This window comes from Shewanella sp. 10N.286.45.A1 (assembly GCF_041470405.1).
Lineage (GTDB): Bacteria > Pseudomonadota > Gammaproteobacteria > Enterobacterales > Shewanellaceae > Shewanella.
In genome coordinates, this window is sequence record NZ_JBFRMK010000152.1 from 1 (window position 1) to 14,319 (window position 14,319).

Here is a 14,319-nt window from a genome sequence, read left to right on the forward strand (position 1 = left end):
TGAAGCTAAGCCTATTCGTTACTGTTAAAGGCCTGCTATATATTTTTGTTTGGTACTCACTAGTTATAACCTGACAACAATGAGTAGAGTTGCTTTAAATAGTCATTCTACTGCTTGGAAAGAGATCTAACGGTAACTTATTATGACAAGCAAAAAAGTACATTTACCACAGATTAAAGTTCCCGCAACCTATATGCGTGGTGGCACCAGTAAAGGTGTGTTTTTTAATTTAACTGATTTGCCGCAAGCAGCACAGGTGGCCGGGCCGATACGCGACGCTCTGTTATTGAGAGTAATTGGAAGCCCTGATCCTTATCAGAAACAGACAGATGGCATGGGCGGCGCAACTTCAAGTACCAGTAAAACAGTTATTGTTGCCAAGAGTCACGAATCGGATCACGATGTCGACTATTTATTTGGGCAAGTAGCTATTGATAAGCCTTTTGTCGATTGGAGTGGTAACTGTGGTAATTTGTCCGCCGCAGTTGGCTCGTTTGCAATAAGCAGCGGCCTCGTTGATCCTAGTCGCATCCCTGAGAACGGTATCGCTGTTGTGCGGATCTGGCAAAAAAACATTAGCAAAACCATTATCGCCCATGTCCCTATGACAAATGGTGAAGTACAAGAAACCGGTGATTTTGAATTAGACGGAGTTACGTTCCCTGCTGCAGAAGTTCAAGTTGAGTTTATGGATCCTGCCGATGGAGCTGGTGCCATGTTCCCAACGGGTAATCTGGTCGATGATTTAGAGTTACCGGCTGACATCGTATCGAGCGGCAGCGTACCAGCGACCATGATTAATGCAGGCATTCCAACGATATTTATCAATGCACAGGACTTAGGTTACAGTGGCGCCGAGTTACAAGAAGCGATAAATGGCGATCAAGCTGCGCTTAATAGGTTTGAAACCATCCGTGCTTATGGTGCTGTGCAGATGGGGCTCATTAAACATATTGATGAGGCTGCAGCGCGTCAGCACACTCCAAAAGTTGCTATCGTGGCCGCGCCGATGGATTATATATCGTCAAGCGGTAAGGCAATAGGCAAGGGAGATATTGACCTTAATGTGCGGGCACTGTCTATGGGAAAGCTACATCATGCAATGATGGGCACTGCAGCAGTGGCTATTGGCACTGCTGCCGCGATTCCAGGCACTTTGGTAAGTCAAGCTGCTGGCAGTGTAGAACGTGAGTCTGTGCTGTTTGGTCACCCATCTGGCACGCTAAAAGTAGGCGCACAGGCAAGCCAAGTTGATGGTCAATGGAAAGTAAACAAAGCCGTGATGAGTCGAAGTGCTAGAGTATTGATGGAAGGCTGGGTGAGGGTACCAAGTGACGTTCTAGATGGTTAGTTGAGTGGCTCATTTAGACCTAAAAGCGTTTATATTAACACTCGCCAATTCAACCGATATAAAAACCGCATTACCTTTAAAAGGATATGCGGTTTTTTGTTTCTTATGTTTAACTTGATAAGGATTAACCTAGAAATCACTCTCTTCAGTCCAGTCTTTGAGTCTTTCTAAAATCGTAAGTGCAGTACGACCAAACTCGGTGATCTCATAGGTGACAGCAATCGGTCGATCACAGATCACTTCTCGCGTCACCAAACCCTGACCCTCTAACTCTTTAAGACGTTGATCGACCATTTTTTTACTTGCACCACCGAGCATACGAGACAGTTCGTTAAAGCGCACCGGTCCGTCTTTTAAGTGCCACAAGATAGAAGCCTTCCATTTTCCACCAAGAATGCGCATTCCTCGCTCAATAGAGCAGGGTTCGTCGCAACTGTTTAGATTTATTTCTTTGCTATTAATCATTGTATTTATTTGCTTTTTAACCATTTGAATATTGAAATTTACGTGGTTACTAAAAGTATACTGGTTGCATTTGTTTCCCACTCTAGCAAAATATACAGCAACTACCAAATACAAATAGCGCTATACGACAAGGCATAGCGCAAGTTGAAGGATAATAAAATATGACAGTACTTGTTTCCTACGATCCCATAGAGAACAAAGCACTAGGTCAAGTACCTATAGCCAGTGAACAGCAAATAGCAACTTTGGTAAAAAGGGCTAAATTAGCGCAGAAAAACTGGGTAACGCAATCTTTGTATGAGCGACAACAACAAATAGTGGCCGCTTATAAGCACTTAGCCACAGTACAAGAATCTTTGGGGATATTGATAAGTCAGGAGATGGGTAAGGATTTTAGGCGCGCAAGTTACGAGGCGGGTGGCGCAGTGCAGAATGCGCAATACTTTTGCCAGGAGATCGCGGCGTCACTGCAAAGCGAATCTCTTGGACATGGCAGTGAGCTTCAATATCGTGCTTTAGGTATTGTTGCTGTGATCTCCCCGTGGAACTACCCATTGGCAATGGCAAATAACTTACTACTGCCAGCTCTAATGGCCGGTAATAGCGTTATTTTAAAACCGTCGGAAGAAACGCCCTTGGTTGCAGATTTGTTTGTCAAATCGCTAAATGAAGTACTGCCTGATGGTTTATTGCAGATAGCCCATGGCGGTGCTGATACAGGTAAAGCATTAGTGAACAGTGATATCAATATGGTGGCCTTTACGGGGTCATTAGCTGCTGGTAAACACATAATGTCTAGTGCCGCATCATCACTTAAAAGGTTAGTCATGGAGCTTGGGGGTAACGATCCCATGATAGTGATGGCTAGTGCTGATATTGATAAAGCAGTGCAGTTTGCTGTTGCCAGTTCGTTTGAAAATGCTGGACAGATGTGTACGTCCACTGAGCGTATTTACGTCGATGAGCGCATTGCTGATGAGTTTGAGCAAAAGGTAGTGTCATTAGCGAGCCGATATCAAGTGGGGGCTTGGGATAAACCTGGTGTCAATATTGGCCCAATTGTTAATGCTAAACAACACCGCAAGGTTGTCGCTCATCTTAAAGATGCTGAGTTAAAAGGTGCCCAATTTTTGTTAGGTCATGCAGATTATCAACCGCCATTCATTCAGCCTACAGTCGTAGCCAACATCACTGCTGATATGTTGCTAGAACAAGATGAAACTTTTGGCCCTGTAGTCGCTATTAGCCGTTTTAATGATATTGCTGAAGCTATAGAGCGAGCCAACGATAGCCCGTATGGATTGAGTGCATCGGTATTCGGTGGTGCGGGCTCGGCAGAGGTCGCGGAAAAAATGGAGGCTGGAATGATCGGCGTTAACCAAGGCGGCGGTGGCGCGGGCCCGTGGGTGGGTGCCAAACAAAGTGGATTTGGCTTTCATGGCGGCGTAGCGGGTCATCGCCAGTTTGCCCAAGTCAGAGTGCTAAGCAAGTAAGCGCTAAGTGCGCCATGCCTGTGCGTATATTGGCGACTAATATAATTCATGGCAAATAGAAGCCCTTGTTAGTTGTTGTACAAAATAAAAGTAAAGTAGAAATATTATGAATCAAGAAAATAGACCTGACTCCTTCTTTATTGCAGCTTTAGAGCCGGGTGCAGAGCATCCCGCTTTACCCGCATGGGGAAACACTAATAGAAATCCAGCTAATTTAAGCGTTGAATATTCTTCAACGCAGGTAGAGCGAAAGGCGTTACAAGCGGTGCCTGGCGCATTTCAATTGCTCAATGTGTTGTCTAAAGCGGAGTGTGAACGCTTGATTGCGATCAGCGAACAACTCCAGTTTTTACCGGATGCAGCAGTTTCGTTACCGAGAAGTGTTCGCCATAACGATAGCCTTACATGGATTGTAGATGAACAGACGGATGGGTTGATCTGGCAACGTATTGCGCACTTAATGGATGATAGACAAGATATTTTTAATGGCAGTAAAGCATTAGGGATAAACGCCCGCTTTCGGTTCTATCGATATGGACAAGATGATTACTTTAAGCCACATTCCGACGGCGCGTGGCCGGGGAGTCGTATTATAGATAATCAGCTCATTGCTAATGCTTATCCTGATCGCTTTAGCCAAATGACGTTCTTGATTTTATTGAGTGAAGATTTTGAGGGTGGAGAGACTCGTTTCTTGGTTAATGCTGAAGATGCTTCAAAACCCGCAAAAGCGGGTGACAAAGTTAACAACGTCGACATAAGAACACCAGCTGGTAGCGTATTGTGTTTTCCCCATGGAATGCATCCACTGCACTGTATCCATAGTTCAGTGCCAATCACTAAAGGTGTTAAGTACATAATCCGTACTGACGTTTTGTTTGAGTTGTAAAGCAAGCAGCTATAGCGATCTGTTAGGGCTTATTTTGAAACCATATTGAATAAAAAACGATATTAAAAACACAGTACTTTAGCTTAAAGTACTGTGTTTAGTTTTGGTGCCTTTTAGCCCTTTCGGTTTATGGTTATCGCTATTACTTCGTGTTTAATTGCACAGATTTGAGGTAAAATGTACGATTATTCAATATTGTGATCCGCATGACCATTAACATTAAAAACGTAGCAGAAGCTGAAGTCACCTGTTCTAACTGCCAAGCATGCTGCTGTCGGTTAGAGGTGATGATAATCACTGATACAGGCGTCCCAGAAACTTATATAGCCACCGATGAATGGGGCGCTGAAACAATGCTTCGTTTAGAGGATGGTTGGTGCGCAGCGCTCGATAGAGAAACTTTGATGTGCTCTATTTATGAGAATCGACCCTGGATTTGCCGGGAGTTTGAAATGGGATCCTATGAATGCCGGGCAGAAAGAGAAGCTTAGTCAATTTTTGGGATTCACATGTTATTTGTAAAGGCCATCGGTATCTAACGATGGCCAGTTAGTGGTTAGATCACTGATGATTTAGTTGCAGACTTTTTTGCGGCCTTAGCTGCTTTCTTTTCTTTTGCAGTTAAAAGTGGTTGTTTCTTAACGTTCTTTTTACTGTCTTGTCCTTTACTCATAATGCTATCTACCTTTTACTTATTCGCCCTTACTAAACATAATTACACATTTGGGTGTTGGTAACTTAGGGCTCTTAGGATAAAAGCCTATCTAGTTACTGCAGTTTCAGTATGCCTCTATAGCCAAGTAATAGATAGCAAATGCTAAATCGTTCGTTAAAGGTTAAGAGTGGCTCTTGCTATAGAGCTATCATTTAGTGGATCATTTTCTGAATACTCAGCGCTTCTCATCTTCTGATTACATTGCTATAAAATCGATTAACCAATAGGTTCTTAGAGACATGTTGCCAGTATCTAACCTAAGCAACTGCGGTTTAAGTTGTGTTGGTAATGTCAGCTTCCTCTCTAGATACCCATCAATTTGTATTCTCTACAATGCTATCAGTGTCGATTGTTAAGATAACCACTGTTTAGCCTAGTGGTGTTTTATTAAAAAAATGAGCATTTGTAACGCTTTAAGTCTATACCTTTAATAGGAAGTTGTTTAGCAAGAGAGGTCTAACTGTTCTACTCACTAACTTCCAATATCTATTACCACTCAGCTGTTACAGATAAGGAATGTCTTTATGTTCGAAACGTCGTTGTTTGGTAGCCTGTACGTTACCCCTTTTTTTGTGACGTTCTTTTGGGGATCAGTTTTTTGGTTATCAGCCAGAAAATCAAAGTTTTTTCATATAGTAGCCATACCTGTTGAGTTAAGTGGTTATGTTGCCGTATCAACTTGGATTTTAACAATTACCTTGGTTCACTTTGGTCGGATAGCCTTATTGGGGTGGCCCCTATGAAAATAGATAGAGCGTTAGTAATGACCATTATTTTGGTTTTAGCATCCATTGGCTTTAGCTATTACCTATGGGTTTTCTATATGGTTTCCCCTTGGACGCGCGATGCACGCGTTCATGCAGACATTTCTCATATCGCTAGTCAAATTGCTGGCAAGGTAAAGCAGATTCATGTGAGTACTGACGAGAAAGTTACCAAAGATCAGTTACTGTTTGAACTCGAGGGAGATGATCAAGTTATTGCTTTAACTAAAGCGACTGCGGCGCTGGAGCAGGGGGAGTACCAGTTAAAGCTATTGCAAGATGAAGAACTGCGATTATTGGGGATCCCCGGTAATTTGGTGTCTGAAGATGAACGAGAGAAAGCAAATACCTCTGTAAAAGAGCAGCAAGCTCAGATAAAAGTGTTAACAGCAGATCTTGCTCAGGCAAAGCTTAATATGGAGCGCACTAAAATCTATGCGCCTCATTCGGGGTATATATCAGATCTGGACTTTACCAGTGGTCAAGTGGTTACCCCGGGTCAGCAGGTGATTGCACTTATTGATCTCAATAGCTTTACGGTGAAAGCCTATTTTGAGGAAACCCGCATTAGAGAGTTACAATCAGGTCAAAAAGCCCGAATACGTTTGATGGGGCGAGATGACATTATTCTTAAAGGTACAGTAGTCAGCATTGCGCGGGGAATAAATAATAATAATGTCACCAAAGGAAGTCAGCAGTTACCGGATGTACAACAAACTTTCCCCTGGATCAGATTAGCGCAACGCGTTCCTGTAACGATTGTTTTTGATGATCAACAGCGGGTTCAGCAACTGCATCTTTTTTCAGGTTCAACAGCCTCAGTTGTTATTGAATAATGGCGCAACCACAGAGTAATGCCTCTAGCTGGCGCTGGCTAATTCCTGATTTTACTAATGCCGAGATTATGGCGGGTATCCGAATGGGTCTGGCTTTGTCTGGCTGTACTCTAACGGCAATGTATTTGGACCTACCAAGCCCTGCTTGGGCAACGACAACAGCGCTGCTCGTGACCTTAATCGGAAGTTATGGCGGTGTGATTGATAGAGGTATTTCTCGTTTAAAAGGTACGATACTCGCCGTACCATTAGGTATTTTCGCCTATAACTATCTTATTAATGATCCTTGGTTGTTTTCTTTTGGTGTTGCGTTTATCACAGCGGCTCTTATCTTACCTTCGTTGCTAAGAAAAAATAATGAACGCTACATATTTAACGTGACTTGCTCAACGTTTGTTTTAATCGCTATCAATGGCCTGTTAGTGACGAGCTCCCAAGATATGTTGCAGACGATTTCGAACCGAGTATCAGAAGTTGGCTTAGGGATTTTATTCTCCTTTATCGCCACCATGGGAACAAAGCCTAATTATGAAGTTAAAAAGTTATATGCACAGTTAGAGAAGTTGACTCAAATAACCAAGGACTCGATAAAACAAGAAAGATATCAATTAGATATTTTAAAAGCTTTAGAGACCCTAGGGCCTGCGTCTATCGAGTCAATCAAAATAGGCTTTCATGCTAATAATTTGGAACTCGCATTATCTAAGCTGTTACTCGCTGCTGAGTTATCTGACACAACCAATACCGTGTCATTATCGCCCCAGTCGCAATCATTGCTAGATGATAAAGTTGCTGCCTTGCTTAAGGATTATCGTTTTGCTTATAAACTACTCATGTCATCAAGAAAGATCCCTAAAACCAGTAAGCGTCGGCTGAAAAGTTTAACACCTACCAATTGGCAAATAGTCGCTATTGCAGCTTCTCGTGTGTTTTGGGTGATATTTTTATCTTTACTATATTGGTACTTATCTGGGTTCCAAAGTGCGCCAGCAGCTTTGTTACTTGGTTGTATTTTTATATCCATTTTCTCTACGCAAATAGGGTTTACCAAACAACTCAAAAAATTCCTCATTGCTGCGGTTCTTGGCTCAAGTTTAGGTTTTATGTTTGCTAATCACCTGTTTTTAGCTATCCCGATTTGGCAGTGGTTATTCATGATTTTATTTGGTGCGGGCTTTGTCAGTGGTGTGCTGCTAACCAGAGCAGGCCCGCAAACTCCGATCATTTTATTTGGCACTGTTTTCTTCCTCTCTGCATTGGGACTTAATAACTTGGCTATTTTTGATCCCATTACCAGTTTTAATAACGCGTTAGTACATCTTATAACGGCATTACAGTTGTGGTTAGGCTTTATGTTGATCCCTGAACCCAGTCAGGAGTACATCGCCAGATTGTCGATAAAGTCTATTAAAAAGAACACAATTAAAGCAGTGCACTATAAAATTGCAAAACCTTCAAAATATTTTGTAGTGCAGATGCAGCGTCGCTTACAGATAAGTCAGCTGAAGGGCTTTGACATAGGGCGAGAACGAAAACAGCAGTGTAATATTGAAACCACTAAAGGCATATTGGCACTTCGTGCAAATGAAAAATTGGTTGAAGTTGGTTTGAATTTAGCAAGTCTGCTAGACCAATTTGATAGTACAGAGAAGGTAAGACATTTCTTGAAGGAGCTAGATACCACTAAGATTGATGACGTAGATGTATTCGTAGCGACTGTTACATGTTTCTATGAACTACAACTGTGGCAACAACAGCAAACGGTTACTGAATCAACTGGCTAAATTCGGTTTTATGATTTTATAGTTTAGGGCACTCAATTTTAGATCAAGTTGGCCATTCTTTAAGTGGATATGAATTAGGATACGACTTAGGAATCGCCAGCTTTTAACTGATATCAAGCTAATTGACGCTTTTTGCTAATTAACCCAAGACTATTGCCTTAAAAACACCGATAATTCCCTACATTAAGACACGCTAGCCTATTTACAGCGCATGACTCTGGACACTATTTAATGGAAATCAAAGTAAACTTTCTCGACAACCTTAGACTTGAAGCCAAGTTTGATGATTTTACCGTCACCGCCGACCAGCCTATTCGTTATAAAGGTGATGGCTCAGCTCCTAGTCCATTCGATTACTTCTTAGCGTCGTCAGCACTATGTGCGGCTTATTTCGTCAAGGTGTACTGTAAAGCACGAGATATTCCAACCGATAATATCCGCCTATCTCAAAATAATATTGTTGATCCAGAAGATCGCTACAATCAGATATTTCAAATACAGGTAGAGTTGCCTGATGATATCTCTGAGAAAGATAAAACCGGTATTTTACGGTCTATCGACCGTTGCACGGTAAAAAAAGTGGTTCAGACTGAACCTGAGTTCAAAATTGAAACCGTAGAAAACCTCGACACAGATGCCAATGCAATGTTGATGGGGCAGGCGGATGCTGATGCTAGCACCTATATTTTGGGTAAAGATTTGCCTCTTGAACAAACCATTAGCAATATGACGGCTATGCTCGCTGAGCTAGGCATGAAGATTGAAATCTCATCATGGCGCAATATTATACCTAACGTTTGGTCATTGCACATTCGTGATGCTGCGTCGCCAATGTGCTTTACCAACGGTAAAGGAGCGACAAAAGAAAGCGCATTATGTTCAGCGCTTGGCGAGTTCATTGAACGTTTGAACTGTAACTTCTTCTATAACGATCAATTCTTCGGTGTTGAGATTGCCAACAGTGATTTTGTGCATTATCCCAATGAAAAGTGGTTTGAGCTAGAAGAAGATGATTCATTACCCGCAGGTATTTTAGATCAACACTGTTTGGAGATTTATAACCCAGATGGCGAGCTAGCAGGTTCAAACCTGATAGATACTAACTCTGGGATGATAGAGCGTGGGATCTGCTCTATTCCTTATGTACGCCATTCTGATGGCGAGACGGTTTACATTCCATCTAATCTTATTGAAAACCTTTTCTTAAGTAATGGCATGAGCGCAGGTAACAACCTGGCAGAAGCTAAAGTTCAGTGCTTGTCAGAGATTTTTGAACGTGCGGTTAAAAGACAGATTATCGAGCAAGAGATTGTATTACCTGAAGTGCCTAGGGCTGTACTAGAGAAGTTTCCTAGTATCTTAGCGGGTATTGAAGGTCTTGAAGCGCAAGGCTTCCCTGTCGTTGTTAAAGATGCGTCGCTTGGTGGCCAATTCCCTGTGATGTGCGTGACCTTAATGAATCCACGTACTGGCGGCGTCTTTGCGTCATTTGGTGCTCACCCAAGTTTTGAAGTAGCGCTCGAACGAAGCCTAACGGAGCTTTTGCAAGGTCGAAGCTTTGAAGGCCTGAATGATGTTCCAAAGCCGACGTTTGATAGTATGGCTGTGACTGAACCAGAAAACTTTGTTGATCACTTTATTGACTCCACGGGTGTTATCTCATGGCGCTTCTTTAGCAATAAATCTGACTATGATTTTTGTGAATGGGATTTCTCTGGTACTAACGAACAGGAAACTGAGAGTCTGTTTGGGATCTTGGCTGAGATTGGTAAAGAGGCTTACATTGCTGAGTTTGATCAGCTCGGCGCATCAGTTTGCCGCATTTTGGTACCTGATTACTCAGAGGTGTACCCCGTTGAAGATCTTATCTGGGATAACACCAACAAATCACTGCATTACCGTGAAGATATTCTTAATCTGCATCGTTTAGATGAAGAGGCTTTAGCTGATTTGGTTGAGCGACTTGAAGAGAGCCAACTCGATAATCAAACAGATATACCGACGTTAATCGGTATTGTATTTGATGAAAATACACCTTGGGGCCAGTTAACGATTGTTGAACTTAAAATCCTTATCTACTTAGCTCTGGGTGAGCTAGAAGATGCCATGGAGTTGGTGGCTGAATTCTTACAATACAACGATAATACGGTTGAACGTGGCTTATTCTATCAAGCAGTGAGCGCTGTACTTGAAGTCGCTATGGACGAAGAGCTAGAACTTGAGCACTTTATTCACAACTTTAATCGTATGTTTGGTAAAGAGGTGATGGAAAATGTTGTTGGGTCAATTAACGGCGACGTTAAGTTTTATGGGTTGACTGAAACCAGTATGAACCTCGAAGGGATTGAACCGCATTTAAGGTTGATTGAAAGCTACAAGAAGCTGCATCAGGCACGAAAAGACAAAATGTAAGCGAATAGTTCACATCGTCTACGTGTTTAATATTGAGCCCATCTTGTGATGGGCTTTTTGTTTTTAGCTTTCGATAATCGCAAACTGATTGTTAGCATTGTTCAAGGAGTGCTGTCCCATTACCCACTGTAATCAATATCATGCTTATCACTGTGATTTACTGGTTAGGCTTAACGCTGTTAGCTCCGTCGAAAATGCGAGGACGATGGCGAGATTTTTCAACCATGAAGTCAATTTTATTGGTGTTAAAGCGCCAATGATTAAACAGGTTGTGCAAGAGTTTCAAGCTAAACAGATTCAGTTAGATGCTAATGGATATTTAGCGTTAACAGAGCACATCCTTGAGCATGCTAAATATACCGAAGAGGTTTTACTCGCATTTTGGCTGATTAATAAGTTTGTAAAACGTCATTATAAAGATGATTTGTTACAGCGTTTTGAGTACTGGCTGGAGCATTACGTGTCTAACTGGTCTCATGTTGATGATCTGTGCATTAAAACTATCTATCAATTTATGCTCTCAAGACCGCATTTGATTGAGTCCACTCAAGCCTGGTCGAGATCGACTAACCCCTGGTGCCGTCGTGCTGCTAATGTAGTGTGGGTTAAGTTTATTAAGCGCAAGATGGGTAGAGACACTTTTATGCTACCAAAGACGCTTATATTTGAAAACTGCGATCGCTTGCTTAAGGATGAAGACCCCTTTGTTCAAAAGAGTATTGGTTGGTTGCTTAAAGTCGCTGCGGTAGAGCATCAAGAAGATGTTATTAGGTATCTTAAAACCAATATTAGGAGTATGCAGCGTGGCACTTTACGTTATGCCATAGAGAAACTCGATCCTTGTATACGTCAGCAGTTGCTCAGCTTTACAGCTAAGGGTAAAGAGTGAAAACATTACTGCGCTTCATCGCGATAGCGTTAGCTGCTTTAGCCATTACTATTTTGGTGCTGTTTGTGATGGCTAGCCTTATCAATATGCAGATCCCTGAAACAGCGGCTAGCATGATTGCTTGCTTTGGTTAGCTGGAACGACTATTGGTATCAAAAAAGCCATTTGAACGTTCAAATGGCTTTTTAGTTTTAGCTATTAGACTGCACGGTTCAATGACTATGCTTTCTTTGCTAGGGCTTCCGCTTGGCTTGACATGTACTCATTAAAGGTACCGTGGAAGTTAATTAGCTTCTGATCCCTGACATCAATGATGTGAGTTGCTAGTGACGAAACAAACTCTCTGTCGTGGCTAACAAATATCAAAGTACCTTCAAACAATTTAAGCGCATTGTTTAACGCTTCAATGGCTTCCATGTCCATGTGGTTGGTTGGCTCATCCATAACCAGTACGTTGATGTCCATCATCATTAACTTACCAAACAATAGACGGTTTTTCTCACCACCAGAGCAGTTGCGTGCTTTTTTGTTGGCATCGTCTTCGGTAAACAACAAACGACCTAACATACCGCGTACCATTAAGTCATTGTGACGCGGTGTACGCCATTGAGACATCCAATCGAATAACGTTAAGTCATTATCAAAATCTTTGTTGCTGTCTTGTGGGCAATAACCGATGGCTGCATTTTCAGACCATTTTATTATGCCTTGTTTATTTACTAGTTCATTGACTAAGCAGCGAAGTAGGGTAGTTTTACCAACACCGTTTTCGCCAATAACGGCTAGCTTCGCACCGGCTTCAAGAATTAACTCACCACCTTCAAACAACATGCCACCATCAAAACCGTGGCCCAACTCTTCGATGACCAATGCCTGACGATGCATCTTCTTACTTTCATCAAAACGTAGAGAAGGTGTCATACGGCTTGAAGACTTAACCTCATCGAGAGATATTTTTTCAAGCTTCTTTGCCCGTGAACTGGCTTGCTTTGCTTTTGAAGCATTAGCGCCGAAACGGTTTACGAAATCTTGTAGCTCCGCCATTTCAGCACTTTTCTTGGCGTTACCTGCAAGCAGCTGCTCTTGAATCAGTCCTGCTGCTTCAAGGAAGTATTCGTAGTTACCAGGGTAAATCCGTAGCTCACCGTAATCGATATCAGCCATATGCGTACAGACGGTGTTTAAGAAGTGTCTGTCGTGAGAGATGATGATCATGGTGCACTTACGCTTGTTTAGCTCTTCTGCTAACCAACTAATGGTATGGATATCCAAGTTGTTGGTAGGCTCGTCGAGTAACAAAATATCAGGGTTGGAGAATAGTGCTTGTGCAAGCAATACACGCAGTTTTTTACCTGGTGCAACCTGGCTCATCAATCCGAAGTGGTATTCTTCTTCAATACCTGCTTCGATAAGGATCTCACCGGCACGGCTTTCTGCACTATAGCCATCCATTTCAGCAAACTCACTTTCAAGTTCGCCAACTTTCATGCCATCCTCTTCACTCATCTCTGGCAAAGAGTAAATGCGTTCACGCTCCTGCTTTACTTCCCAAAGTTTCGGGTCACCTTGAATAACGGCATCAATAACACTGTACTGTTCGAATGCAAATTGATCTTGGCTTAGCGTACCGACCTTTTGACCTGGAGTAATTGAAACATTTCCGGAAGTAGGCGCAAGCTCACCACTTAAGATCTTCATGAAAGTTGATTTACCACAGCCATTTGCCCCGATTAAACCATAACGGTTACCGTTGCCAAATTTAGCGGAAATATTTTCAAACAGTGGCTCTGGGCCAAACTGCATGGTGATGTTTGCGGTAGAGATCAATGGAATATCCTGAAGGTTAAAGTAATTAAAGCTAAGCAGTTAACCGCTAGCCTAAAAAAGCATGGGTTTGCCAAGGTAAAACAGCCGCGGATTATACAGACATAGGCGGTTATATGTCGAGCAACCATAGTGGAAATCCATCAAATAAGACTGTTTTGAGTGCTTTTGTCTACTATATTGCTAGGCAATCGAATTTGAAGCGGGTGATAAGGTCATTTTCTTGTTATTATTAACAGAATATTTAGGCCGTTGCTAAAATGGTCTTGTTAGTTAGCTAACGCTCGGTACATTATCAGTGATTTTTTGGACGCCCCATGATTGAACGCCCCATGCTTGAACATCAAAAGAACAACCCTTTGCACGGTCTTAAATTGGAAACCATGCTAGCAGAGCTTATTAAGTTTTATGACTTTAAAGTGCTCTATGCTGCACTTCGTTTAGAATGCTTTAACTTGAATCCAAACATGGATGCATGTATTAAGTTTCTAAAGAAAACGGAGTGGGCCAGAGAACGGGTTGAAGGCTTTTATCTTTATCGCTTTAAGCGCATGCCTAAAGGTAGTGAGCAGCAAATGGAGATGAAGCCAAGAGAACGTGGTTACGCTAATGGGATAGTGCCTCGTCAGCCGCAGAAATTAACCGTTGAATTAGTTGCAGAGATGCGTGAAAAAGCACAAGAGAATTATAAAGCGATGAAGAAAAGTGGTCAGCGACCACGTTATGGCAAGGATAAGCCAAAAGCGCAAGATTCCTATGCACAAAACAAACGTTCTGCTGCTAAAAAGGCTGCACCTTCACAGGATCCATCTAACCCTTGGGGTAAGTAACCAAACGCTTGTTAAAAGCTTTTAATACCAATCAGTATAAGTGGTTGTTCTACTCAGAGTGTTTTTG

12 protein-coding genes are annotated in these 14,319 nt (G+C 42.2%); 10 read left to right on the plus strand and 2 right to left on the minus strand.

The features are described from left to right. Positions 1-142: 142 nt before the first annotated feature. Complete coding sequence (gene prpF / locus AB4238_RS12315) at positions 143-1,351, plus strand: 2-methylaconitate cis-trans isomerase PrpF (protein ID WP_372033702.1); 1,209 nt, start codon at positions 143-145, stop codon at positions 1,349-1,351. Between the two features lie 129 nt (positions 1,352-1,480). Here prpF and AB4238_RS12320 read toward each other — a convergent pair whose 3' ends face one another. Further along, positions 1,481-1,816, minus strand: coding sequence for a winged helix-turn-helix transcriptional regulator (locus tag AB4238_RS12320; protein ID WP_372033703.1), 336 nt, complete (start codon positions 1,814-1,816; stop codon positions 1,481-1,483). 161 nt (positions 1,817-1,977) lie between these two features. Here AB4238_RS12320 and AB4238_RS12325 point away from each other — a divergent pair, with 161 nt between their 5' ends. From AB4238_RS12325 to AB4238_RS12360, 8 genes are all read left to right on the plus strand, one after another. Beyond that, positions 1,978-3,309 carry an aldehyde dehydrogenase gene (locus tag AB4238_RS12325; protein ID WP_372033704.1) on the plus strand — a complete coding sequence of 444 codons (1,332 nt, stop codon included), beginning with the start codon at positions 1,978-1,980 and terminating at the stop codon, positions 3,307-3,309. A gap of 106 nt (positions 3,310-3,415) precedes the next feature. Beyond that, the gene (locus AB4238_RS12330) at positions 3,416-4,198 is read left to right on the plus strand and encodes a prolyl hydroxylase family protein (RefSeq protein ID WP_372033705.1); all 783 of its coding nucleotides are present in this window, start codon (positions 3,416-3,418) and stop codon (positions 4,196-4,198) included. A 206-nt stretch (positions 4,199-4,404) separates the two neighbouring features. Continuing rightward, positions 4,405-4,689, plus strand: a complete 285-nt coding sequence (locus AB4238_RS12335; RefSeq protein ID WP_372033706.1) for a YkgJ family cysteine cluster protein — start codon at positions 4,405-4,407, stop codon at positions 4,687-4,689. 963 nt (positions 4,690-5,652) lie between these two features. Next, positions 5,653-6,513 carry an efflux RND transporter periplasmic adaptor subunit gene (locus AB4238_RS12340; protein ID WP_372033707.1) on the plus strand — a complete coding sequence of 287 codons (861 nt, stop codon included), beginning with the start codon at positions 5,653-5,655 and terminating at the stop codon, positions 6,511-6,513. Beyond that, on the plus strand, positions 6,513-8,297 hold the full coding sequence (locus AB4238_RS12345) for an FUSC family protein (protein ID WP_372033708.1): 1,785 nt from the start codon (positions 6,513-6,515) through the stop codon (positions 8,295-8,297). Before AB4238_RS12340 ends, AB4238_RS12345 begins: the two co-directional genes overlap by 1 nt. Positions 8,298-8,528: 231 nt before the next feature. Beyond that, entirely contained in the window at positions 8,529-10,709 is a 2,181-nt protein-coding gene (locus AB4238_RS12350; protein WP_372033709.1) for an OsmC domain/YcaO domain-containing protein, read from the plus strand. A gap of 97 nt (positions 10,710-10,806) precedes the next feature. Continuing rightward, positions 10,807-11,598 carry a DNA alkylation repair protein gene (locus AB4238_RS12355; protein WP_372033712.1) on the plus strand — a complete coding sequence of 264 codons (792 nt, stop codon included), beginning with the start codon at positions 10,807-10,809 and terminating at the stop codon, positions 11,596-11,598. Continuing rightward, positions 11,595-11,732, plus strand: coding sequence for a hypothetical protein (locus tag AB4238_RS12360; protein WP_372033710.1), 138 nt, complete (start codon positions 11,595-11,597; stop codon positions 11,730-11,732). Before AB4238_RS12355 ends, AB4238_RS12360 begins: the two co-directional genes overlap by 4 nt. Positions 11,733-11,817: 85 nt before the next feature. Here the strand turns inward: AB4238_RS12360 and AB4238_RS12365 are convergent, their stop codons facing one another. Next, positions 11,818-13,425, minus strand: coding sequence for an ABC-F family ATPase (locus AB4238_RS12365; protein WP_372033711.1), 1,608 nt, complete (start codon positions 13,423-13,425; stop codon positions 11,818-11,820). A 329-nt stretch (positions 13,426-13,754) separates the two neighbouring features. On the opposite strand from AB4238_RS12365, the gene AB4238_RS12370 reads away from it, so the two are divergent. Continuing rightward, positions 13,755-14,252, plus strand: a complete 498-nt coding sequence (locus AB4238_RS12370; RefSeq protein WP_372033713.1) for a VF530 family DNA-binding protein — start codon at positions 13,755-13,757, stop codon at positions 14,250-14,252. The last annotated feature ends 67 nt before the right edge of the window (positions 14,253-14,319 follow it).